At 45.6% G+C, this 21,839-nt stretch carries 18 protein-coding genes; 8 read left to right on the top strand and 10 right to left on the bottom strand.

The window, feature by feature from the left end:
* The first annotated feature begins 4 nt into the window (after positions 1 to 4).
* Positions 5 to 736 (top strand): lipoyl(octanoyl) transferase LipB, encoded by a 732-nt coding sequence (gene lipB / locus PO830_RS12330; RefSeq protein ID WP_272853886.1) that lies wholly within the window; start codon positions 5 to 7, stop codon positions 734 to 736.
* On the opposite strand, the gene PO830_RS12335 is transcribed toward lipB, so the two are convergent.
* Complete coding sequence (locus PO830_RS12335; RefSeq protein ID WP_272853887.1) at positions 729 to 3,161, bottom strand: hypothetical protein; 2,433 nt, start codon at positions 3,159 to 3,161, stop codon at positions 729 to 731. The two genes, lipB and PO830_RS12335, sit on opposite strands and share 8 nt — an antisense overlap.
* Before the next feature lie 75 nt (positions 3,162 to 3,236).
* On the bottom strand, positions 3,237 to 3,836 hold the full coding sequence (locus tag PO830_RS12340) for a ribonuclease HII (protein WP_272853888.1): 600 nt from the start codon (positions 3,834 to 3,836) through the stop codon (positions 3,237 to 3,239).
* Between the two features lie 114 nt (positions 3,837 to 3,950).
* Between PO830_RS12340 and PO830_RS12345 the strand changes: the two genes are divergently transcribed.
* A complete protein-coding gene (locus PO830_RS12345; RefSeq protein ID WP_272853889.1) occupies positions 3,951 to 5,894 on the top strand; it encodes a putative porin in 1,944 nt (647 codons plus the stop codon).
* A gap of 2 nt (positions 5,895 to 5,896) precedes the next feature.
* Here the strand turns inward: PO830_RS12345 and PO830_RS12350 are convergent, their stop codons facing one another.
* The 7 genes from PO830_RS12350 to PO830_RS12380 form a co-directional block, all read right to left on the bottom strand.
* Positions 5,897 to 7,567 (bottom strand): hypothetical protein, encoded by a 1,671-nt coding sequence (locus tag PO830_RS12350; protein ID WP_272853890.1) that lies wholly within the window; start codon positions 7,565 to 7,567, stop codon positions 5,897 to 5,899.
* Between the two features lie 13 nt (positions 7,568 to 7,580).
* Entirely contained in the window at positions 7,581 to 8,093 is a 513-nt protein-coding gene (locus PO830_RS12355; protein ID WP_272853891.1) for a hypothetical protein, read from the bottom strand.
* On the bottom strand, positions 8,090 to 9,343 hold the full coding sequence (locus tag PO830_RS12360; protein ID WP_272853892.1) for a DUF6638 family protein: 1,254 nt from the start codon (positions 9,341 to 9,343) through the stop codon (positions 8,090 to 8,092). Before PO830_RS12360 ends, PO830_RS12355 begins: the two co-directional genes overlap by 4 nt.
* Positions 9,340 to 11,304, bottom strand: a complete 1,965-nt coding sequence (locus PO830_RS12365) for an AAA family ATPase (protein WP_272853893.1) — start codon at positions 11,302 to 11,304, stop codon at positions 9,340 to 9,342. The genes PO830_RS12360 and PO830_RS12365 overlap by 4 nt, the downstream gene beginning before the upstream one ends.
* A 1-nt stretch (position 11,305) precedes the next feature.
* A complete protein-coding gene (locus PO830_RS12370; protein WP_272853894.1) occupies positions 11,306 to 12,355 on the bottom strand; it encodes a hypothetical protein in 1,050 nt (349 codons plus the stop codon).
* Positions 12,356 to 12,405: 50 nt separating this feature from the next.
* The gene (locus PO830_RS12375) at positions 12,406 to 13,743 is read right to left on the bottom strand and encodes a microtubule-binding protein (protein ID WP_272853895.1); all 1,338 of its coding nucleotides are present in this window, start codon (positions 13,741 to 13,743) and stop codon (positions 12,406 to 12,408) included.
* A 213-nt stretch (positions 13,744 to 13,956) separates the two neighbouring features.
* Positions 13,957 to 15,099 (bottom strand): acyl-CoA dehydrogenase, encoded by a 1,143-nt coding sequence (locus tag PO830_RS12380; RefSeq protein ID WP_272854054.1) that lies wholly within the window; start codon positions 15,097 to 15,099, stop codon positions 13,957 to 13,959.
* Positions 15,100 to 15,168: 69 nt separating this feature from the next.
* Here PO830_RS12380 and PO830_RS12385 point away from each other — a divergent pair, with 69 nt between their 5' ends.
* The 6 genes from PO830_RS12385 (at position 15,169) to PO830_RS12410 (ending at position 21,115) form a co-directional block, all read left to right on the top strand.
* Positions 15,169 to 16,266 (top strand): anhydro-N-acetylmuramic acid kinase, encoded by a 1,098-nt coding sequence (locus PO830_RS12385; protein ID WP_272853896.1) that lies wholly within the window; start codon positions 15,169 to 15,171, stop codon positions 16,264 to 16,266.
* An 86-nt stretch (positions 16,267 to 16,352) separates the two neighbouring features.
* Complete coding sequence (locus PO830_RS12390) at positions 16,353 to 17,579, top strand: Glu/Leu/Phe/Val dehydrogenase dimerization domain-containing protein (protein ID WP_272853897.1); 1,227 nt, start codon at positions 16,353 to 16,355, stop codon at positions 17,577 to 17,579.
* A gap of 23 nt (positions 17,580 to 17,602) precedes the next feature.
* A complete protein-coding gene (gene nhaD / locus PO830_RS12395) occupies positions 17,603 to 18,970 on the top strand; it encodes a sodium:proton antiporter NhaD (RefSeq protein WP_272853898.1) in 1,368 nt (455 codons plus the stop codon).
* Between the two features lie 56 nt (positions 18,971 to 19,026).
* A complete protein-coding gene (locus PO830_RS12400) occupies positions 19,027 to 19,728 on the top strand; it encodes a MotA/TolQ/ExbB proton channel family protein (protein WP_272853899.1) in 702 nt (233 codons plus the stop codon).
* Between the two features lies 1 nt (position 19,729).
* Entirely contained in the window at positions 19,730 to 20,122 is a 393-nt protein-coding gene (locus tag PO830_RS12405) for an ExbD/TolR family protein (RefSeq protein WP_272853900.1), read from the top strand.
* A 174-nt stretch (positions 20,123 to 20,296) separates the two neighbouring features.
* Positions 20,297 to 21,115 carry an energy transducer TonB gene (locus PO830_RS12410; RefSeq protein ID WP_272853901.1) on the top strand — a complete coding sequence of 273 codons (819 nt, stop codon included), beginning with the start codon at positions 20,297 to 20,299 and terminating at the stop codon, positions 21,113 to 21,115.
* Between the two features lie 12 nt (positions 21,116 to 21,127).
* Here PO830_RS12410 and PO830_RS12415 read toward each other — a convergent pair whose 3' ends face one another.
* The gene (locus tag PO830_RS12415) at positions 21,128 to 21,790 is read right to left on the bottom strand and encodes a T9SS type A sorting domain-containing protein (RefSeq protein ID WP_272853902.1); all 663 of its coding nucleotides are present in this window, start codon (positions 21,788 to 21,790) and stop codon (positions 21,128 to 21,130) included.
* Between the last annotated feature and the right edge of the window lie 49 nt (positions 21,791 to 21,839).

The raw sequence follows: 21,839 nt of genomic DNA on the forward strand, positions 1-21,839 counted from the left end.
AACCATGAATAAAAAGGTGGCGCTTACCGATCTGGGTAATAAAGACTACAAGGATACGTGGGACCTGCAGGAGGTTTTGTTTCAAGACATTCTTGACACTAAAATCAAGAATCGCAGAGAACAAACGTCGGTCGCTACCAACAATCATTTTTTGTTTGTTGAACATCCCCATGTATACACCCTCGGAAAAAGTGGTGATATATCTAATTTGTTGATTTCTGAAAACCAGCTAGAAGATATAGGCGCAACTTTTTACAAGATCAACCGTGGGGGTGATATCACTTATCACGGTCCGGGACAAATTGTAGGGTATCCCATACTCGATTTAGAGAATTTTTTTACCGATATCCACAAATACCTGCGGCTGTTAGAGGAAATGGTGATTTTAACCCTGGCCGATTATGACATTGCAGCCGAACGTTCAAAAGGTGAAACCGGCGTTTGGTTAGATGTAGGGACTCCCTTTGCCCGAAAAATCTGCGCTATGGGAGTACGCGCTAGCAGATGGGTAACCATGCACGGGTTTGCGCTAAATGTCAACGCAGATTTAGGCTATTTTGATCATATGATTCCCTGTGGCATTCGAGGAAAAGCGGTAACCTCCCTGCATGTAGAATTAGGGGAAGAACACATTGATGAAGCGGAGGTAAAAAAGCGATTGCTTGAGCACTTTTCCAACTTGTTTGAAGCCAGCCTTGAACCTCGTGCCCTTTCTGAACTTTCAGCCCTTATTTGAGCTCGTACCGCATGAGCGTCTTGGCACCTCCTTGTCCTGTTAATAACAGTTGCCCTTGGTGGTACTCAAGATCGAACGGACCACTACCATATACCGGAAATCCGCGTTGCAAAACTCCCTCTCGATTGTATAGATATACCTTGTTTTCTTGTGTCTCGGTGACGCAAATATAGAGTCCGTTTCGCGTGTTCAGAGTTACCGGCTGGGTATAAATTCCAAAGGGCAGTTCAATCAGTTGCTGGTCTATGCGTAACAAATTGTCGTTCAAAGTGATCAGGGTGGTACCTGCGGTTTGTCTTGAATAGCCTGCTGAAACATTTTCTTTCGTCGATTCGACACTGCCTGACGTCGCGATCTTTGAGAGCGTGTTATTTTCCTCCCAAACTACAAAATGTCCGTTTTCTCCTGTAATGGGTAGTTCTGAAAATGCAAAGGTTTCTGAAACCGATACGCGCGTTTTTCCGGTTCTACTGAGAATATGTAAGGTGCCGTTTTCCAGCGCTAGCAGTACGTAGTCCTTATTGCCCATTCTGATGTGTTGCACGGGCAATACAATAGGCGATGCTGCCTTTCGAAAGGTAAACCCGTTTACTACCTTGCCTTTAGCGTTGTAGAGAAGCACTTCCTTGCCTTGAACGATGGCAAAGCGATAGTTGCGATTGTTATCATAGTCAAATACCGAAAGCGGCTGTGTAATATCATCCTTAAACTGAATAGGGAAGGGAGCGACCGGTTTTCCATTCCGATCCCATACGTGAAGCGCGTTTTTGGTGGTGAACACAAGCTGTTTTTTACCGTTTCGCAAGAGGTCTATTTCATGAAAACGACCAATAAGAGGTTCCTTTAACGACTTGCTCCAAAGGAGGTTTCCTTCGGCGCTCAGTAAGTGGACCCTGTTCTGAATATCCTGAACAACAACATCTTGTCCGGATGTACGGTGATTACTAAAAAATGTGGGGAGTGAAAGCAGGTCGTTATCCATTGTTTTGCTGAAGCGTTGCACCACCTGTCCCGGCGGTTGTTGTGAACTGCCAACAGGTAAACAAGCAAAATTAGCATGCGCAAAGGAGCCTTCGTGAATCAGCTGTAACATGCTAAACGGATATCTGGAAGATGCGGAGGTAGTTGCAGACGGCGTTTTGAAAAAGAAATTTGCAGTGCTCTCCATCGCTTGGTTGCTCCAGTGGTAATATACCAAGGAAGCGTTGCTCGTCATTACATTCATATGGTCCTCATAATACGCTGTCTTGCTCAAGGTGTTATTCGTTTGAAACGCTACGATAAGGGCTTCGGCAACTGCCCTATTTTCAGTTAGCACCACAAAATCTTCCAGCTCGAAAGCATAGACAGGATTAAGGGCTCCTAATAAAGGTTCTAGCGGACCAAAAAATTCTGGGGTTCGACCCAGTGTGTATAATTGTTGATCGCGAAACGTCTCATCTTCGTTCAAAAAGGCGGTCCACACCTCCATCATCCGAGCGGGGTCGATACCTCTGAAGGCCCAGGCCTTTCCAGATGCCATTACAAGGCTTCCCAATTCACTGGTTCCACTTAAGATGCCTTCCGGATCTTCTACGACAATCGAATCTTTTTCTCGAAAGCTGAGTTGCCTTAGCAAACGCGACCCGTCCGAATAGGTCGCAGAAGTCGCTTCCTGTGCATCCAATGGTAGTATTTCTGGAAGTAAATTGGTTTGGGGTTGCTGTTGCTTAAAAAGGTTCAGAAGCGGTTTGATAGAATCATTTACCAATACGACTCCGGTAGTCTCGATACCTCCTGAAAGTAAATTCACATCCCAGACGCCGGGACCTCCTAAAAGCCCCGTTTCCTTTGAGTTCTTCCGCAGCGGTTCATTGTAAAGAATCGCAAGTTCTGAGGTTTCCTTCAAACTAAAGAACTTTTCAACCGAAGCGTCCCAGGTCGCTTTCGAATCTAGCTGTGCTACGAGCCATTCTTTAGAGGAGGAAGCTAAGAAAACACTGTCTCGCACCGCCGTATAGGCAATGGTCTCGCCTAGGGTCACTTTTTTGTATTCCAAAGGTGCTTGCGTGATGCCTTCTACCATTCGATTCGGAACGCTATCTAACACCAGCAGGGTGCTGTCATTCCTGGTAACATAGAAATAATGGGCAACACTATCCTGCCGCTTGAAACCCAAATAACTTTTAGCTGTAGGCTTAAGGTGTTGGAGTAACGACTCTTGTTCGTCGAGAAACACACTAAGTGGATTATCCGGAAACTGAGAAATTAAGGCGTTCTGTTCCCAATCGGTTCTAAAAAGATCGTAGTCCGAAATTTCGTAGATGATCGAGGTATCCTTCGGAAGGTATTGGTAGAGGGGTTGATCCTTCGAATCGGCCAATTGACAAGCGCATAAGTGCAATAATGCGACCCCCAGGATAATACCGAAAACAGTCCTTTTCATACGTACAAAAATACGCAGGAATGGAACGACATATTGGCTTAATTAAAAGAGATTATTGACGGGTTGTTAACAGTGCTATAAAGGAAAGGATAACTGTTTTGGAAGCAATTGAAAACTGCTGCGATGATAGGGAGTACTTCCAAATTCTTGCAGGGCCTTTCGGTGTGCTTTGGTAGGATAACCTTTGTTGCGATCCCATTGATATTCCGGATGCTCTTCGTGAATTCGTTTCATGAATGCATCGCGATAGGTTTTAGCTAAAATTGAGGCCGCTGCAATGTGAACGTACTTGCCATCTCCTTTGATCACACATTCATAGGGTATGTCGTCTACCGGCTTAAACCGATTGCCATCCACCGCGATGAAGTCGGGTGTAGGTGTAAGTTTGCGAATCGCTCGTTGCATCGCGGCGACAGACGCCCAAAGAATATTCATGGTGTCAATTTCTTCCATCATCACGTGTACCACGGCGTAGCTAATGGCTTCGTTTTCAATAACCTTCTTTAAATACTCCCTCTTTTTCGCTGAAAGTTGCTTAGAATCATTGAGCATGGGGTGCGCGAAGTCCTTCGGAAGAATAACGGCTGCTGCCGTTACAGGTCCTGCCAAACATCCACGACCAGCTTCGTCTGTCCCACATTCTATTCGGGCTGGGGAAATATAAGGTGTCAACATATCCTTAAAAGTACTTTTTTTATAATGATAAAAGAAATCTCGGTTCCTCACGTTATCGATTGAAAGCATTTCGGGGCAAAAGCATACCTTTGCGCCTTAATCGCATTCGGCGCCATGAAATCAGTTGTGTTTTTCTTTATTTTCTGTTGTTCCTTTGGAGGGCTAACCGCACAGATAGGAGGCACGCCAGCCAACCTTCCCGCGAACGACTCACTGGATTCACCTTTCAAGGGAAAGGACATTGGTGAAATTAAACGCGCACCTATCGACTTGTACAAAATTATTTCCTTTGAACGCGATACGACCTACTTAGATACTACCTTGTCGATCCAAAAGGAATATAAATTCAATTACTTGAGACGCGACGATTTTGAACTGCTTCCGTTTGCGAATGTGGGGCAGACCTATAATTCGTTAGCCTATGATTTCGATCAAGACAACCTGATGCCCCTATTTGTCGCGCAATCCCATCACTTTAATTATTTAGATACCGAAGACATTAACTATTATCGGGTTCCGACGCCGCTTACCGAACTGTACTTTAAAACTGCTTTCGAACAAGGGCAACAGTTGGACGCTTTTTTTACCGTCAATACCAGCGAGCGCTTCAACTTTTCAATCGCCTATAAAGGGGTGCGCTCGTTGGGGCAATACCAACACATTCTTACGAGTACTGGAAACTTTCGTTTTACCACTAATTACTTCAGTAAAAACAAACGGTATCGTTTTCGCGGGCATCTGGCCGCGCAAGATATTTTGAATAGAGAGAACGGGGGACTTACTCCCAACTCTATTTTATTGTTTCAAACCGATGATCCCGAGTTTGAAGACCGCGGTCGCTTAGACGTGAATTTTGAAGATGGTGAAAACAAATTGGAGGGACTGCGCTTTTTTGGAGAACAAGAATACGACCTCATCGCCCAACGGGATTCTACGGGTTATAATGTAGTGACCGCCGGAATGAGAGCTTCTTACGAAGACAAATACTATGAGTATCGTCAAAACGATCCGTATGTGCCGTACGGGCCTTCTTACAAGACCGAAGAATTGCGTAAAACGACGAAATTGGAAGATTTTAAAGCTCGGGGGTATGCGCGATGGGAAAACTCCTTGTTGGGAAATATGAGTGCGTTTATTCAGTACACTGACTACAACTACGGGTATAATACGGTAATTGAATTAACCGATGGGCGTATTCCCAACCGTCTGAAAGGAAATTTGGTGCAAGCCGGAGCCACTTATGAAAAGGAATATCGTGGCTTTCAATTATCGGGGGAAGGTATGATTAACATTTCGGGCGATTTCGACGCCAATTACCTGCGTGGTGCCGCTTCGTTTGCTTTTAATGAAGATAATAAAGTGGAAGCTTCCATCCGTGTACATTCGGTAGCGCCTAACTTCAATTTTCTGCTCAACCAAAGCGACTATGTCAATTACAATTGGCAGACTAATTTCGATAATGTAAAAACGCAAGCGCTACAATTCAAATTAGAATCAAAAAAATTGGTAACGGCTACGGTTACGTACACCGGGATCGATGATTATACCTACTTCGCCATTCAACCCCAAGATTCAACCCCCACCCCACAACAGTTTGGAGAACGGGTTGATTATCTCAAGGTCAAAGCCGAGCGGGAGTTCCGCTACGGAAAGCTCGCGTTGATGAATACCGTCCTGTTCCAGCAGGTAGTTAGTGGCGAAACGGTATTCAATGTTCCGCAATTGGTGACTCGAAATTCGCTGTATTATACCGATGAGTGGTTTAAGAAGGCATTATTCCTGCAAGCCGGCGTTCATTTTAAATATTTCACGTCCTACAACATGAATGCTTATGATCCCGTTCTTGCTGAATTCTATGTGCAAAACGATCAGGAACTGGGAGGGTTTCCGCTTGTCGGACTCTTCTTTAACGGAAAGATTCGACAAACTCGAATCTACTTTCAGTACGAGAATTTCAGTGCCCTTTTCTCAAATTCGAATGATTATTTTTCAGCTCCGGGATATCCTTATCGCGATCCGGTATTGCGTTTTGGTCTCGTTTGGAACTTCTTGCTCTAGTATTATTGCCTCGGAAGAGAAGGAGAAGGTTGTGCCGTCTCCTGTTGCGTAAGCGTGTCCTTCACAATGGTATCCAAAGAGCGCGTTGGGATCACATCCGGGTCCATACGTTCTGGCCAAATGTCTGTGTCCTTTAAGTTTTCGGAAGCTTTCCAGGTTTCCCCTAGCTGATTGAGTATTTCCTCGTTCCAGCGGGAAGGGTGTTTGGCGTCTATCCACACCACGTCCCTGTACTGCGCATCCACCAAGGCGAGATCGGGCGTCGCGGCGCCATCAAATTTTTTACTGTCCTCACGTTTGGCAGCAACCGTAGAAAGTACGAACAAGCGTTTTCGGCCCGCAATATTTTTGATGAACGGACGGAATTCTACCGGTCGATTAACCGTCCAATCGTATTCTTTCCTCGATTCGATCACTTTAAGCGGCATGGCAGAAACCCCGGCCATACCTTCTTTCTTGGCGGCATGATTGTAATAGAAAAGCTGGTCGGTTCCATCTGCTGGGATCATGACACTGAAAGAAAGACTGGTGCGTTCTTCTCCGATGGGTTCGAGACCAAACCAATGATAGAGTCCGCTATACGCGTCCACTTCCATGCCATCAAAATTAAAATCGGTCACAAACGGCTGCCAGTTCTCATCATCCTCCAGATCGGGTATTTTTACTGCTGTTTCCATGTTCCACGGCAATGGGTCGGTAAATCCACCCAGGAACTGCAGCGATTGTGCCTGGAGGCGTGATACTTCTTCCGCTAAGGTGTTCTGTCGGGTTAGGAAGGGGTGCTCTTGAATTTTGGAAACAGGTATATAGGTGCCTTTACCAATGGTGACGCGTTCCAAATAATCGGACATATCATGCTCACCGGGTTCAATAACCATCACGCCGCCATAGGTTGGGTAAGGAAAGAAAAATCCTTTCCAACGAATCAAACTTACCACCTGCACCCAGCGGCCCTCGTCGTTTTTCATATAGAAAACATCGCTGGGTTCCAATGTGAATAATTGCAGCAGGTTAAATCGCTGTACCACCGCATTGTAGGTGTTTCTGCTGAAGGCCATAGATTCTCCGATGCTAAAGGTGATGGGTACTCGATTTTCTCCTGCGAAGCGCGGAAACGGAGACGTGCTTTCTACCACAAACACTTCCTCGGTATTGTCGTTCATACGTTGCCACATGTATTCTTTGGAAGGTTGTACGGCCATGGTCCATTGATTGGTGCTGTCTACCCGTACTAATTGAGGCAGTGTGACTTCTTGCGTTTCGCCAACCGATTCGTAGGCCATGGTGACAATGTTGTTGAACGGTTGAATGCGTTCGTTTTGCGTCAATGGCAATTCATGAATTTCGACCTTATTAAGATGTGTAAAAACGTTGTAAGTCTTCATGTAATCATAGAGCTCCAATTTCCAACCAAAGAACCAGCCTGTAACGAAGAAGGCCGCAATTCCAAGTAAGATTAGAAGTCGTTTTCCCGCATTCGGTGCGTTCCGAAATTGCCGAAGGGTAAGGAATAGAAAGAGCAATCCTATCAAGAGAATAAATAGATACTTCCGTAAAAATAACAAGGCCGGCTGATAATCATCTCTCAAAAAGAACAAGAGGGCGACCAAGAGAAGTGCGCTTATGATAACAATGCGTTTTTGTTTGGGACCTTTTTTCCAATACGATTTCATGATACGTTGGTTTTTACTTGATCATTCCTTTATTCTTCAAACGTTCCCGAGCGCTGGGACGATCTTCGGTTTCCGTTTTTTCAGTGGGTTCCGGCGCCGATTCGGGGGTGTCTTCTTCAGTGATATCTTCCACGAAATCTCGTCCTTTGTTATAGGCATCCTTCATATTCTTTTTGATATTTTCAGCTTTTAACCCTTCCGAAGTAAAAAAGAATAGAGAAGCAATATAAGTTCCGATCAACGTTCCAACGATAGCCGAAACGAAGTATTGAACAAACACATTCACGGGGGTCGCGAAACTAATAATGGCTCCTGCAATCACAAACACCAACGTAATCCACACAAGTCGCATGAGAAAGGGTTGCCGATGTACAAACCCTTTGCGATTTTCGGGTTTCATTTGTAATTCTTTTGAATGCATTACCGTATTGAAAAAGCGATAGATGCGATTGCTCTTGGATTCACGCCAGTAAATGACGATACCCAAGAGAATAGCCAGCGTAAAAACAATAATTTCTAGTGTCATGATGCTTTCGGTTTTCGTGGGTTGAGCACGCTTTCAATGACCCATTTGCGATAGCTTTCGGGCCAGGTGGGAAACGCGCTATAAAATGTTTCTTTATCGTACCAATAGAGGTGAAGAGGGTCAATAGGGGTAAGTTTGGTAAGTAGTGTCCAAACAAGCTCAGTATGCTCTTCCTCTAACGATGAATGGGGTTCTAGCAATGCTTTTGAATAAACAGGGGCTACGACCTCATTGATGTTCAGATCACGTTCTACGATTTTTCTTTGATTATAGCGTTCTACGCTTAAAAGTTCTTTCTGAGTGGTTTCATCAAGTTCGTTAAGATAACGTTTGAAGATAAACGGACTGTCGAGGATCTCCTGAAGCGGATGATTCCATTCGGTGAGCTTCTGCACAAAAAGGTGCTTTTTAATACGTTCGTAGCGAGGGGTTTTAGCGGCTTTTCTGATGTCGAATTCAGCGATCACATGGTTCACTAGCGTAGTCGTTAATTCAGTGTGATTAATGTGAAATAAGGTTACCTCGTGCGCCGTGTCTTTGATCGCTTTTTTGAACATTTCTTCCGATTCAAACACCATGATGTCCGTAATGAAATCGCGCAGCAAAAAGACGCCACCAAACGCTTTGGTGTAGAAGGAGCGCACTTGTAAGGTGAGCGGTTCAAGATCTAATTTTCGATTTCGCAAATCACCATAGGTTCTGGCCGAATCTAATAATTGGTGATGCAACTGCGTATCGATAAAATGATTTCCATCTTGAAATTTTTCAACCAACTTGCGTTGCTCAGTTTGTTTTTTCTGAAGATCATTCAGCAATTGAAAGCGAACTTCCACTTTTTGATAGCGTAATAAATCGAGGGGCTCGAAATAGGAGTCCATAAACTGATCGATATCGAGGCACAACGCTGAATCTTTCGTGATATCGCGAATTTCTTTTCTATAGGCAGCGAACACTGCCGTCATTAGATCTGCATCAAAGCTATGAAACGGATAATATACCGGCTTGTCCTCCTGCTGGGGCGACACAATAATAGCATGCGTATTCGCTTCACTTGGGTTGAGGTAATGCCGATGTTCCTTCTCTTCGGCAATTTCAGGGCTCCACCCCATGGCGTCAATGTGAAATCGCTCCAGTGACGTAGGTGCGATTCCTAACAACTCTAAACAGCCATTGTAGCGACGTGCCAAAGCTCCTGAAACAGGAACCAGACCCGCGCCAAATAATCCGGCTGATTTGAGTTCGTCTATCATAGCGTGTCTTTTTCAAATTGATCTCGTGCTTCCATCTGAACGCGGAGATCGTGCACCCGCTGGTCTACTTTCCGTTTAAAATCGGTATCGGCAATGGTCGCCACGTTGTCTAAGTATCGTACCACCTCTTGCTTTCGGATGTCTGCAAAACTCATTCCTTTCATGTTTTCCTTCATCAATTCCTGCAACATCTCGAATTTTGTATCGTAAGGTTGTTTGAAGTATCGCGTGGGGTCTTCAAACCATTCCTTCGGAAGGTCAAAATCGGTGAGGCGCAAGGAAACCGCACTCTGAATGTTTCGAACATCCCGGGAGGAGAAAAACGGAAAAGCCTTTTGGATCGCCTGATACAAGGCGGCATAGAACATATGATCGGTGTCTTGATGCTTGCCAGAAACCTGCTCGTATATCGCTAATACGCGTTCTTCTGTAGGTTTTTCTATCTGTGAAAGAATTTCTCCCATGTTTTTGGCGAGTCCCTGATCGCTCAAGTAGTGGTAGTCCGTAGGATTGTTCATATTGACAAACCCGGGTAAAGTCTTTTCAATTTTATGCCACCACAAATAATCCTGGTCTACAAAATCGGGTAGGCTGCGGGCGCCATCAATTTTAAACCTGCCTTGAACACGAGAGATCACGGCTTTATCGAGCATTTCGGGTAGGTTGGTAAAGAGTCCCACCGAGCTATTTCCGTAGTTGACGGCATAGGCACCTTCGGTATAGCGTAAAAACACACCAATCACCTCCTTCACTCCTGCCGAAACTCCTTGTGCGGTTCGTTCTTGCAAATTGTTCTCGGCATCGTCAATGGGTGCGAAAATCAATTTTGTAGGATCTTGCAGGGGTTTCATCCATTGTACCATTTTTTCAGCAGAACCTCCCTGAAAGGTAGAGATGAGGGTATCGGGCATGGGGTGAAACAAAAATGGAATTTCCAATTGATCACAATGCTCTTTCAAGCGGGTGGCGATGGCCGCAATGAGCATGCTCTTTCCAGTACCCGGAATTCCGTAGCCCATAAATACCGGCATAAATCCGCCTAGCTCCTGAAACGGATTTTTCTTCGCCTGAAAATCATAGCTCAGCAAACGCTCGGTCAATCGACGAGCAAAGTGCTTGGCATCGCGGTTCCCCACGATCTCTTCAAACTTAATTTTATTGAATTCAACGCTTTTAGCCGTTCCTTCCAACACATTCTCCCAGCCCGAAACGGCAAAGTCGCTGTCTTCTAATTTGTACGTGCGGTCGGTAATCGTTTCGGTGTATTCGAGGGATCCAATACGTTGTTGAATTTCAGAAACTAAGGCTTCAAAGAACACCGCCGTAAGGTCGGCCACATCCTGATCGGATCGTACCATTTCTGGGTGCGACAGGTATTTATCATAATAAAATAAGGTGCAGCTAATGCCCTTTATGGGAGAAACGAGTGAAACCTCTGGAATCCCGGCAAATTTATTTTTCAAAACGGTAAGGTCGTCCGAAGCCACTTCTCGTAATTGGTATTGAATGAAGTATGCCATTCCGTAGAGCATAAAGGCAGTGGCCGTATGCTGTTTGGAGTCGAATTCCCGTCTTCCCGAAGCGTCCAGAGCTTCTTTGCGTTCGTTGAGGGTAGAAAATCCTGAGGCATCCGAATAGCTGTCCCGTAACCATAATCCAAGCGTAATTCCTTCTTGAAGCGCATAAAGTGCTTTGTTTAGTTGCAACGGAATGGCGACACTTTCGGGCAACAATTTCTTTTTTAAGGCCAGAACCGTTTTGGAGACCGAGGTAATATCGTTGGTCGCTTTTCCGGTCGCTTTTGAAAGGTACAAGAGAATGGAATCGTCCTGGCTGCCTTTTTCTTTGCTTTTGGCGTTATAGCTTTGGTCCCATTGAATTCCCTTGAGGTACGAGGTGGCTTCGTCCCGAAGGTTTTTCAGTTCAACGTGTTTTATGGGAAACGTACTGTTATGTTGCATATTAGGGGTCTAGGGTCTCTATTTCAATGGGCGGAACCGTCAATCGGTTCATCGCTTCTGGAATTTTATCGTAATACAATTGCATCACACGATGCGGGCAAAATACGTAGGTGGAGGGCCGTTGGGTCTCCCATACCTGTAGTTCTTGTTTGCTAAAAATACTTCCTTCACTCACCGTTTCTGTGCTCACGCAACTGGCAATCTCCAAGCTCATGGCAAAGGCGTGCAAATCGACGGTTTTTTTAACAATAGCTTCTAACAGGATGTGGGTCAACGTAAGTTCATCTTTTGCAAACACATTGTGCAGGGGGCCCAAATCGATCTTTTTCACCTCTTTGGGATGAAGCTTAGGCAATTTTTTGTCGATGCCATAGGCCATCATTTCTACGCTCATATTTCGGTCTGCCACCTGTTCAATCGCCTCATAAATGGCTTCGGTATATTCGTTAACCGTTGTTTTGTACAGGTCGAAATACATGAAACAAACAAACGGGCGGTTGTGCGTTACATCGTAAAAAGCCCAGCTTACCACATATGGGGTTTCGCTGTTTTCGATGCGAACGATCTTTCCTTGTACGAACTTCCGAAAGATGTAATTTCGCTGTACAGAGTTGTAGTATACAATGGATGCTGCTTGTTGCAGTTTTCGCTTCGGAATGGGTTCCTTGTATTTCAGCAATTGCGTTAAAAACTCTTGTTGCAAGTGCTCCTTGCTGGGGAGTTTCGCAATGTGTTCTTTCCGAAGTTCCAAATCGTTATAGAGATACCGAAATTCCAAATAGTTAGGAAGGCCCGACTCGGTCAAATCGATCTTCATTTTTTCATCCTCATCGTACAAATACTTTACCCGAAACGCTTCTAACGAATAGGTGATCAAATCGCAGTACTGCTGTAGGAAGGAAAGTTCAATGGCATGGCAAATCTTTTCGCGATCCATGGCCTGAAGCATCTGTTCAAAGGCGTGGGTAACGATCTTAAAATAGACCGTATACTGCTCCTTGGTTTCCAGGACAGCACTGTCTAAGGGTGTTACGATTTGGTTAATCCCCATGCTATTAGATGTACGATTTTTGGTTGTCTATGCTTCGGAACGACAATGGGTTAGCTTAACAGGTCATCGTCTTCAGATGACGCCGGAGCGGGCGCATCGGGGGTCTTCTTAGCAGGGTTTTCTTTTCCGGAGGCGTAATACTCCTCAAAGATTTCCTTCATGTCAATACCATAGCGGGCGGCAAAATCCTTTTGAATTTCGGCATCCTTCTCCCTAATTTCCTGTAATGATTCGGCATAACTGCTGTAGACGCCCTGCATTACCTTTTCATGCACAGGAATATTGTCCATCATTTCCTGGCGGGCTTTGGCGCTCGCACTGTGCATCGCGGCTAGGGTAGAACCTATATGCTCGTCGGTTTTAACCCCAAGATGTTCAAGGATGGCAGCAAATTCCTGATCGGTTCTGGCTTTGAGAGCCACTACATATCCGTCATAATATTTCAAACGCTCGTCTGTATCACTTTTCAGTTTCGCACGGTGTGTTTGTAGGTTGCTTCGCAAGCTGGTGAGTACTTTGATCGTGAGGTTGTGCTTGTGAACAAAGCTATCTTTACTCGCCGCCAAGGTGGTGTAAGCGTTTTTAAGCCCTTCTAGTTCTTCTACTTTTTGTTCGATCTCAGTGATCTTTCCGATGGCTTCAGAATATTCTGTAGATTGTTTGTCGCTAATAGATTCCAACTCTTGTCGGGCTTGTTTTAATAAGGCGTATTGTGCTTCTAATTTCTCTTCCGTCTCCTTTTTCTTTTCTAACGCCTTCGTATGATTTTTACTGGCTTCGACAATGGCTTCCTGTAATTTTTCTTCCACCTCTTTAATTTCCACCTCGCGATTCTTCAGTCGCGTCACGGCAGCCTGACTTTTAAACGATAGCTCGCTTAATAAGGTTTGCACATCGGCATTCTCGATACGTTCCTGAAACATTTGCTTGGCCTTGAGATCGGCAGCCTCGCGTGTTTTCTGGGCCGCTTTCAATTCTTCTTCGCGCTTGCGGATGCGCGCTTTGCGCCCCCAAAGGTTATTCCACCAGTTATCGGTTACATTTTCGGCATCTTCTAAGGCCAATCGCGCTCGCTCCAGATCTTTCTGGGCGTTATCAATAACTTTTTGCTCATTGGCATTGAGCGTAGAAAACTTCTCGAAGATAATACCTACCTCATCCTGATAATCGGTAAGATCTTTAATGGCGTCCAGTAGCGTCGCACGGTCTTTTTCCGCCATATGCACCACATCATCCAAGGTGGCATTTAGAATTTTTTGGCGTACTTCCGGGTCGTCCTCCTGAGCGAGTTTCGACTTCATTTGGTCAACGGCTTTTCCCCAATTGACATCTACTTTTTCTTGTTTGGAAGCAGAATCGGTTTCTAAAAGATCAAAATCATCAGACATGGTAATGGTTGTTTAAAAGTGTTGGTTGAACATAATAGGGATGTAATTTCGGTAAAAAAAACGAGTTAGGGAAACACGCTTTTTAAATTTGAAGCCGATTTTTCCAAAGCTCCCGAACTATTAGTCGAAACACGCTAGAATTGTTACATGACCTGCCGATCGCTCATAAAATAACCTGCCAATCGGCAGGTTTTCCAAAGCTATTCTCCAGCGCTAGTCACGCAGCAAGCCTCTGGAGATCACAATCTTTTGAATTTCGCTGGTACCTTCGTAGATCTGGGTAATCTTGGCATCCCGCATCAGGCGCTCCACGTGGTATTCTTTTACGTATCCGTTTCCTCCGTGAATTTGCACGGCTTCCACAGTAGTTTCCATCGCCACTTTACTGGCTTGTAATTTTGCCATGGCACCGCTCATATCGTAGTTGGCTCCCTGATCCTTGTCCCAGGCGGCTTTCATTACTAAATGTCGCGCCGCTTCAATATTCACATGCATATCGGCCAACTTAAAAGCGATTGCCTGATGGTTGCAAATCTCTGTGCCAAAAGCCTTTCTGATCTTAGAATATTCTCTGGCTAAATCGTAGGCTCCTGCGGCAATTCCAAGGGCTTGAGCAGCAATTCCAATACGGCCTCCGCTTAAGGTTTTCATTGCGAATTTAAATCCGAATCCATCTTCGCCAATACGATTTTCCTTCGGAACTTTTACATCGTTAAAGTTGAGGGTGTGAGTATCGCTTCCCCGAATTCCCAATTTGTCCTCTTTCGGGCCTACCTCAAAACCATCCCAAGATTTTTCAACAATAAAGGCATTGATGCCTCGGTGTCCCTTGTCGCGATCGGTTTGTGCGATGACGAGATAGTAATCGGCGCTACCTCCATTGGTAATCCAGTTTTTTGTACCGTTCAGGAGGTAATGATCTCCTTTGTCTACAGCAGTGGTACGTTGCGAAGTAGCATCGCTTCCTGCTTCCGGTTCGCTGAGGCAAAAAGCGCCAATCGATTCTCCGGTAGCGAGCTTGGTTAGGTATTTTTGTTTTTGTTCTTCAGACCCATAGGTTTCTAATCCCCAGCATACAAGTGAGTTGTTTACGGAAACAATTACCGAAGCGGAAGCGTCGATCTTGCTGAGTTCTTCCATGGCAATCACATACGAAAGCGTGTCCATTCCGCCACCGCCGTATTTTGGGTCGACCATCATTCCTAAGAATCCGAGTTCGCCCATTTTTTTGACTTGTTCGGTCGGAAAGGTTTGATTCGTATCTCGCTCAATCACTCCCGGGAGCAGTTCATTGTTGGCAAAATCACGCGCTGCCTCGCGTATCATCAGGTGTTCTTCGGAAAGGTTAAAATCCATGGTATCAGTACTTTTATCTAAATCGTTTTCGATGCGCGGCAAAGATACCTTTTTGACTAGAATTTTTCAATGAATCGCGCTATTTTTACAGAAATGAAGCAGAACCAATATCGGGTACTCGGAGTGATGAGTGGCACTTCCTTGGATGGGATCGATCTCGCGGTGGTGTCGTTACAGGCACCCACGGAAGGCAGGGATAACCATTGGTCCTTTTCGTTGGAAGAGACCCAAACAATCCCGTATGATCCTACCTGGAAACATATCCTGCGAGAAGCGGTTCATTTTTCGGAAGGCCGATTGCAACAGTTAAATCATAAGTATACCCACTATCTGGCGTCTGTTATCAAAGAGCACTTCGGGCAAACGACCCTACAAGGCTTCGATGCCGTTTGTAGTCACGGTCATACTATCTTGCATGAACCCGACAAAGGGTATACCCTGCAAATCGGCAATCAGCAAGCGTTGGCGTCGCTCTTGCAAACCACCGTGGTCTGTGATTTTCGCGTGGCCGACGTGGACTTGGGGGGGCAAGGGGCTCCCTTGGTCCCCGTAGGAGATCGCCTTCTATTTTCGGAATACAACTATTGTTTAAATCTGGGAGGTTTTGCGAACTGTTCTTTTGAGTACCAAGGCAAACGGATCGCCTACGATATCTGTCCGGTTAACATTGTGCTGAATCGCTATGCTGAAAAATTAGGATTTGAGTACGATGCTTCAGGAGCACTGGCTGCTTCGGGTACCATTAATGAAGAATTGCTTGAACAGCTCAATTCTCTGTCGTTTTACAAGCAAAAGCCGCCTAAATCGCTGGGAATAGAATGGGTTCTTCAAGAGATGTTTCCGCTTCTAAATGCTTCCGAAGAACCTCCTAAAAATATACTGCGCACCGTCACCGAACACATCGCGGTACAATTAAGTCGCCAATTTAATCCGCAGGCTACCGTACTGGTTACTGGCGGGGGTGCCTACAACGATTATTTGCTGAACCGCCTTCGAATACATTCCCGAGCAACCTACATCTTGCCTGAAAAACAGCTTATTGATTTTAAGGAAGCCCTGGTATTTGCGCTTCTGGGGGTGTTGCGATTGCGAGGTGAGGCGAACTGTCTTTCAAGCGTCACAGGGGCGTCAAAAGACCATTCAAGCGGTGTGATTTATAAACCCTAAAATAATGGTAAAATAACCTAAAGCCTTCACAACTTTTCTATATTTGTAGTTCTTACTTTAAATTTCCGTATCGAAGCTATTCCTGCATGAAAGAACTCCTTAAGAAGTACGAAGAAAAAGATCCCGAAATTGTATTCCACTGGAACGACCCAGAAACCGAAGCGGAAGGGTGGACCGTCATCAACTCATTACGAGGCGGCGCAGCCGGCGGCGGAACGCGTATGCGTCCCGGTCTCGATCAAAACGAAGTGCTATCTCTGGCCAAAACCATGGAAGTGAAATTTACCGTCTCGGGTCCGCCTATCGGTGGCGCGAAGTCTGGTATTAATTTCGATCCTAGCGACCCACGAAAAAAAGGAGTCTTAGAACGCTGGTATAAAGCGGTTTCTCCCCTTTTGAAAGCCTACTATGGAACCGGGGGCGACCTCAATGTCGATGAAATTCACGAAGTAATTCCCATCACCGAAGAAAGCGGCGTATGGCATCCTCAAGAGGGGGTGTTCAACGGTCATTTTACGCCTTCCGAAGCCGATAAGATCAATCGCATTGGGCAATTACGGCAAGGTGTCATTAAGGTTCTGGAAAATGAAACCTATTCTCCGGATGCCTCTAGAAAATATACGGTGGCAGACATGATCACCGGGTATGGTGTAGCAGAAGCAGCGCGACATTATTATGAGATCTACGGTGGAGATATCAAAGGGAAGCGTGCGATCGTGCAGGGCTTTGGAAACGTAGGCGCTTCAGCGGCCTACTACCTGGCTCAGGCGGGCGCTAAAATAGTGGGAATCATCGATCGCGTTGGCGGAATTATTGACGAAGATGGATTAGGCTTTGAAGAGATCAAATCGTTGTTTCTGAAGAAAGAGCGCAATACTTTGCAGACCGAAAACATGCTTTCGTTTGAAGAAATGAACGAAAAAATCTGGAGTTTGGAAGCCGAAATCTTTGCGCCTTGTGCCGCGTCCCGACTGATCACGCAAGAGCAGATCGCGACCTTGATCGATACGGGTCTGGAAGTGATTAGCTGCGGCGCCAATGTGCCGTTTGCCGATACGGAAATATTCTTCGGTCCCATTATGGAGTTTACCGATAACAAAGTCAGTTTAATCCCTGATTTTATTAGTAACTGCGGAATGGCTCGTGTGTTCGCTTATTTTATGGAACGGAAGGTACAAATGACAGACGAGGCCATCTTCAATGATACCTCCATGACCATCCGAAATGCCATTCAGAATACCTTCGACAATAACAGCACCAAGACAAATATTAGCAAGACGGCTTTTGAAATTGCGCTGAAACAATTAATTTAGAACCATACTAAACACACCCATATATGGAGTCCATCATTATCTTGATATTTGTAATAGGCTATCTCTCTATTACACTCGAACACCCCTTAAAATTAGACAAAACAGTTCCCGCGCTTATCATGGCCGCACTTATTTGGGCCTTATTAGCGGTAGGATTCCATGAAGGTTGGTTTGATGTTATCAATACGGAAGAACAAGCCTTTAACTTTTTGTCGGGAGGTGAAGTGGCCGAAGAGGGCTTCAATGGAACCTTATTACACCATTTAGGGAAGACCGCAGAAATTTTAATCTTCCTAATTGGCGCCATGACCATTGTCGAGATTATTGATCTTCACCGTGGGTTTGAAGTGCTGAAAGGCGCCGTGAAAACCCGAAGTAAGCGCAAATTGCTGTGGATCATTGGTATTTTAGCGTTTATCCTTTCGGCTATTATCGATAACCTTACCGCGACGATCGTTCTGGTAACTTTACTTCGCAAACTCATTCAGAAGCGAGAAGACCGCCTTTGGTATGCGGCTATGGTTGTGATTGCCGCCAACGCTGGTGGAGCCTGGTCGCCCATTGGAGACGTTACTACCACCATGCTTTGGATCGCAGACCGCGTAAGTGCGCTTGGATTGATTGAGTATGTGGTATTACCTTCTATTGCCTGTTTCTTATTGCCCTTCTTTATTGCGGGCATGCTTAAACCCTTCAAAGGAGAAATTTCGGTGGATAGTACTGAAGACCTGGAAGCCGAACGACTGTTGAGCAGTCGCACCATGTTATTTCTTGGTTTGGGAATGATCGTATCGGTACCCATCTTTAAAACAGTAACCCACTTACCGCCGTACATGGGAATGATGCTGGCCCTAGGAGTTGTATGGTTGGTTTCTGAATACATTCACCCGGAAGAAGATTTTACCGAAGAACGGCGTCATCTCTATTCGGCGCATAAAGCATTGTCGCGGATTGAAATTTCCAGTATTCTATTCTTCTTAGGAATTCTAATGGCCGTCGCCGGATTGGAAAGTCTGGTATACGGTGTCGTTAACGGGGAAGAAGTAGGAACCCTTCGATATTTAGCGGAAGTACTTCAGAAAGCCATTCCGAGTCAGGATGTGGTGGTTATTCTCTTAGGAGTCTTGTCGGCGATCATCGACAACGTGCCGCTAGTAGCAGCCTCTATGGGAATGTATGACGCTCCCATGGATTCACCGCTATGGCATTTTATCGCCTATTCTGCCGGAACCGGAGGAAGTATGCTCATCATTGGATCGGCTGCGGGTGTAGCCGCTATGGGAATGGAGCGAATCGACTTCATCTGGTATCTGCGCAAAATAGCTTGGTTGGCATTGATCGGCTTCTTAGCCGGTGCCGCCGTGTTCTTAGCGGTAGAATACCTTTTCTAAGTCCCAAACAATTTAAAGACGCCTTTGTCGTTATCCATTAAAACCTAAAGGAACCTATGCTTACCCTCTTCTTTCAGGACGGTGCGGAAGCAACCGGGCAAGAATTAGAGCCCGTTGTAGAAGAAAAAACACTGTCGGTTATTGAACTCATTATGAATGGCGGCCTCGGAGCGCAAGTCATTATTGGAGTTCTGTTCGTATTGCTTTTTATTGCGGTCTATATCTACTTTGAGCGCTTGTTTGCGATCAAAGCCGCTTCTAAACTGGACAACAATTTCATGAACCAGATCAAAGACAATGTAGCGAACGGAAATGTACAAGCGGCTAAAATGCTCTGTGCCCAACAAAACAGTCCGGTGGCCCGCCTTACCGAAAAAGGGGTATCGCGTATTGGGAGTCCGTTAGAGGATATCAACACCGCCATCGAAAATGCAGGTCGATTAGAGGTCTATAAGCTTGAAAAGAACGTAAGTGTGTTAGCGACCATCGCCGGAGCCGCACCCATGATTGGGTTCTTGGGAACGGTGATCGGGATGGTATTGGCGTTTCATCAATTGGCGACGAGCAGCGGACAAGCAGAAATGGGCGCTCTTGCCGAAGGTATTTACACAGCGATGACGACAACAGTTGCAGGATTGATCGTGGGGATTATTGCCTATATGGGATATAACCACCTGGTGGTGCGCACCGATAAGGTAGTCCACCAAATGGAAGCCACGGCAGTAGATTTCCTCGACTTATTAAACGAACCGGCTTAAAATGAATTTACGCGGTCGAAATAAAATCAGTCCCGAATTCAGCATGAGCTCCATGACCGATATTGTATTCCTGTTGTTAGTCTTTTTCCTATTGACCTCTCCTGCGATTACTCCGGATGCCCTGGATCTTATACTTCCGAAGGCAAAAGGAAAATCAACGAATCAGCAAAAAGCCTCGGTAAGTATTACCAGCGCCGGCGCGTATTATGTAAATAAAGAGCGCGTTAGTGAATACAGCATTGAATCAGAATTGAAAAGCATATTGGCAGGACAGGAAGAGCCTACCATCATTTTAAGAGCCGAAGAAGGTGTGCCCATTGAAGATGCCGTCTTTGTAATGGACATTGCCAATAAAAACGATTTTAAGGTCGTTCTAGCGGTACGTCCCAATTAGGGCGTTCCCCCGCCTGCGGCGCGGTCCGGCCTGCCTGCCGGCAGAGGCAGGCTTTCGGCACTACACGGTAGATTGCCTCAATCTGCCTGATTTCTCAAATATGAGGTTAAGGCGGCAGACAGGTCCGTAACGCAGAAAGAAACATTGGAATCAAATTTTGTAGTTCAACAACACATGGCACTATTAGACACCCAACATAAAAAAAGAAGCATGACGATCACCGTGGTGCTACACGTGCTTATTTTGCTGCTGTTGTTCTACGTGGGGCTTACGTATTTAGACCCGCCTCCTGAAGATGGGATTGCCGTAAACTTCGGCACCATGGACACGGGTAGTGGAGACGTTCAGCCTAATGAACCTATCAAATCGGCGCCTCAGGAAACCACCCCGCCACCCGTTTCACAACCCAAAAGCGAGATCAAAGAAGAGGTGGTCACACAAGATACTGAGGAAGCTCCTGTCATCAAAAAAGAAGAAAAAAAGGTGGAGGCGGTAGAAACGCCTAAAGAGACGCCTAAGAAGGAACCTCCAAAAAAGGTAGAACCCAAACCTGATAAAACCACTACCGACGCTATTTCGAGCCTGATTAACGGACCTAAAAACAACGGTACCGCCCAAGGCAGCGAAGGCGATGACAACACCAGGGGTGATAAAGGAGATCCCAATGGCGACCCCAATGCCAAAAGTTATTACGGTACCGGCAAAGGATTGGATGGCGACGGAAATTATCTATTGGGCGGCCGAAAAGCGTTGAACAAGGCCAAGGAGACTCAGGAATGCAACGAAGCCGGAACGGTGGTGGTAAGTATCGAAGTAGACCGCAACGGTCGCGTAATCAGCGCCACTCCCGGGGTGCGTGGAACTACGAATAATTCAAGATGTTTGCTGGAGCCCGCCAAGCGCGCCGCCTTGGCAACAAAATTTAATTCCGATAGCAATGCGCCCGCCAAGCAGATTGGGAAAATCATCTACAATTTCAAACTTTCACAATAATACATTAGGAAACTACCGGGCAATTATCAGTTTTTTAATTTCTCTGGCATTTTCGGCTTCTATCGTTAAAAAATACACTCCGGCTGGCAGGGTGCTCACGTCCATACGTAAGGGTAAGGTACCACCCTTTTTTTGTTGTACTTGTTGACCTTGGGCATTATAGAGTGTGAGCTGTTGCACGGGGATGGCGGCTCCTTGTATGGTGATGATCTCCCGCCCCGGGATAGGGGTGATGGTAAGCATGGCCAGTGCTGTACTTTCCACATTTAACACGATGGGGTCTTCCAGCGGGGCAGAAAAAGTAGTTGAGGCGCTATCGGCAAGCTCTTTGGGTAAATAATTACATTCCAGTTCGGGATCCAGGGTAAAATATATCTCGCATGTAAAATGATAGTCTGCGGGCACCTGAGGTAGTGTTATTAGATGATCGGTAGTGATGGTGGTAGGGATAACATCAAGATTTTGGAGGTAGCATAATTTTAGGATGATACTGTCATTAGTAACCACCTGTGCTTCTTCAAGATAGGCTGTCGAAAAATTAGGACTATGCATTACCACTTCCACATCAATTTCTGAAGGATCGCCGGTAGGCGAAATCGTAACTCGCTCAATTCTGCCTTGACACAGGGTGACCGTGGTATATAGTAAGAACACAAGAACTACATAGGGTTTCATAAAATTAATTTTTGAGAAGGTTATATGTATCCACAATTTCAAACTTTTA

Source organism: Altibacter sp. HG106 (assembly GCF_028561755.1).
Lineage (GTDB): Bacteria > Bacteroidota > Bacteroidia > Flavobacteriales > Flavobacteriaceae > DFVG01.

Excerpts from the sequence above, each read along its gene's own strand:
- lipB (WP_272853886.1), top strand. The coding sequence starts at position 5 with ATGAATAAAAAGGTGGCGCTTACCGATCTGGGTAATAAAGACTACAAG.
- PO830_RS12335 (WP_272853887.1), bottom strand. The coding sequence starts at position 3,161 with ATGAAAAGGACTGTTTTCGGTATTATCCTGGGGGTCGCATTATTGCAC.
- PO830_RS12340 (WP_272853888.1), bottom strand. The coding sequence starts at position 3,836 with ATGTTGACACCTTATATTTCCCCAGCCCGAATAGAATGTGGGACAGAC.
- PO830_RS12345 (WP_272853889.1), top strand. The coding sequence starts at position 3,951 with ATGAAATCAGTTGTGTTTTTCTTTATTTTCTGTTGTTCCTTTGGAGGG.
- PO830_RS12350 (WP_272853890.1), bottom strand. The coding sequence starts at position 7,567 with ATGAAATCGTATTGGAAAAAAGGTCCCAAACAAAAACGCATTGTTATC.
- PO830_RS12355 (WP_272853891.1), bottom strand. The coding sequence starts at position 8,093 with ATGACACTAGAAATTATTGTTTTTACGCTGGCTATTCTCTTGGGTATC.
- PO830_RS12360 (WP_272853892.1), bottom strand. The coding sequence starts at position 9,343 with ATGATAGACGAACTCAAATCAGCCGGATTATTTGGCGCGGGTCTGGTT.
- PO830_RS12365 (WP_272853893.1), bottom strand. The coding sequence starts at position 11,304 with ATGCAACATAACAGTACGTTTCCCATAAAACACGTTGAACTGAAAAAC.
- PO830_RS12370 (WP_272853894.1), bottom strand. The coding sequence starts at position 12,355 with ATGGGGATTAACCAAATCGTAACACCCTTAGACAGTGCTGTCCTGGAA.
- PO830_RS12375 (WP_272853895.1), bottom strand. The coding sequence starts at position 13,743 with ATGTCTGATGATTTTGATCTTTTAGAAACCGATTCTGCTTCCAAACAA.
- PO830_RS12380 (WP_272854054.1), bottom strand. The coding sequence starts at position 15,099 with ATGGATTTTAACCTTTCCGAAGAACACCTGATGATACGCGAGGCAGCG.
- PO830_RS12385 (WP_272853896.1), top strand. The coding sequence starts at position 15,169 with ATGAATCGCGCTATTTTTACAGAAATGAAGCAGAACCAATATCGGGTA.
- PO830_RS12390 (WP_272853897.1), top strand. The coding sequence starts at position 16,353 with ATGAAAGAACTCCTTAAGAAGTACGAAGAAAAAGATCCCGAAATTGTA.
- nhaD (WP_272853898.1), top strand. The coding sequence starts at position 17,603 with ATGGAGTCCATCATTATCTTGATATTTGTAATAGGCTATCTCTCTATT.
- PO830_RS12400 (WP_272853899.1), top strand. The coding sequence starts at position 19,027 with ATGCTTACCCTCTTCTTTCAGGACGGTGCGGAAGCAACCGGGCAAGAA.
- PO830_RS12405 (WP_272853900.1), top strand. The coding sequence starts at position 19,730 with ATGAATTTACGCGGTCGAAATAAAATCAGTCCCGAATTCAGCATGAGC.
- PO830_RS12410 (WP_272853901.1), top strand. The coding sequence starts at position 20,297 with ATGGCACTATTAGACACCCAACATAAAAAAAGAAGCATGACGATCACC.
- PO830_RS12415 (WP_272853902.1), bottom strand. The coding sequence starts at position 21,790 with ATGAAACCCTATGTAGTTCTTGTGTTCTTACTATATACCACGGTCACC.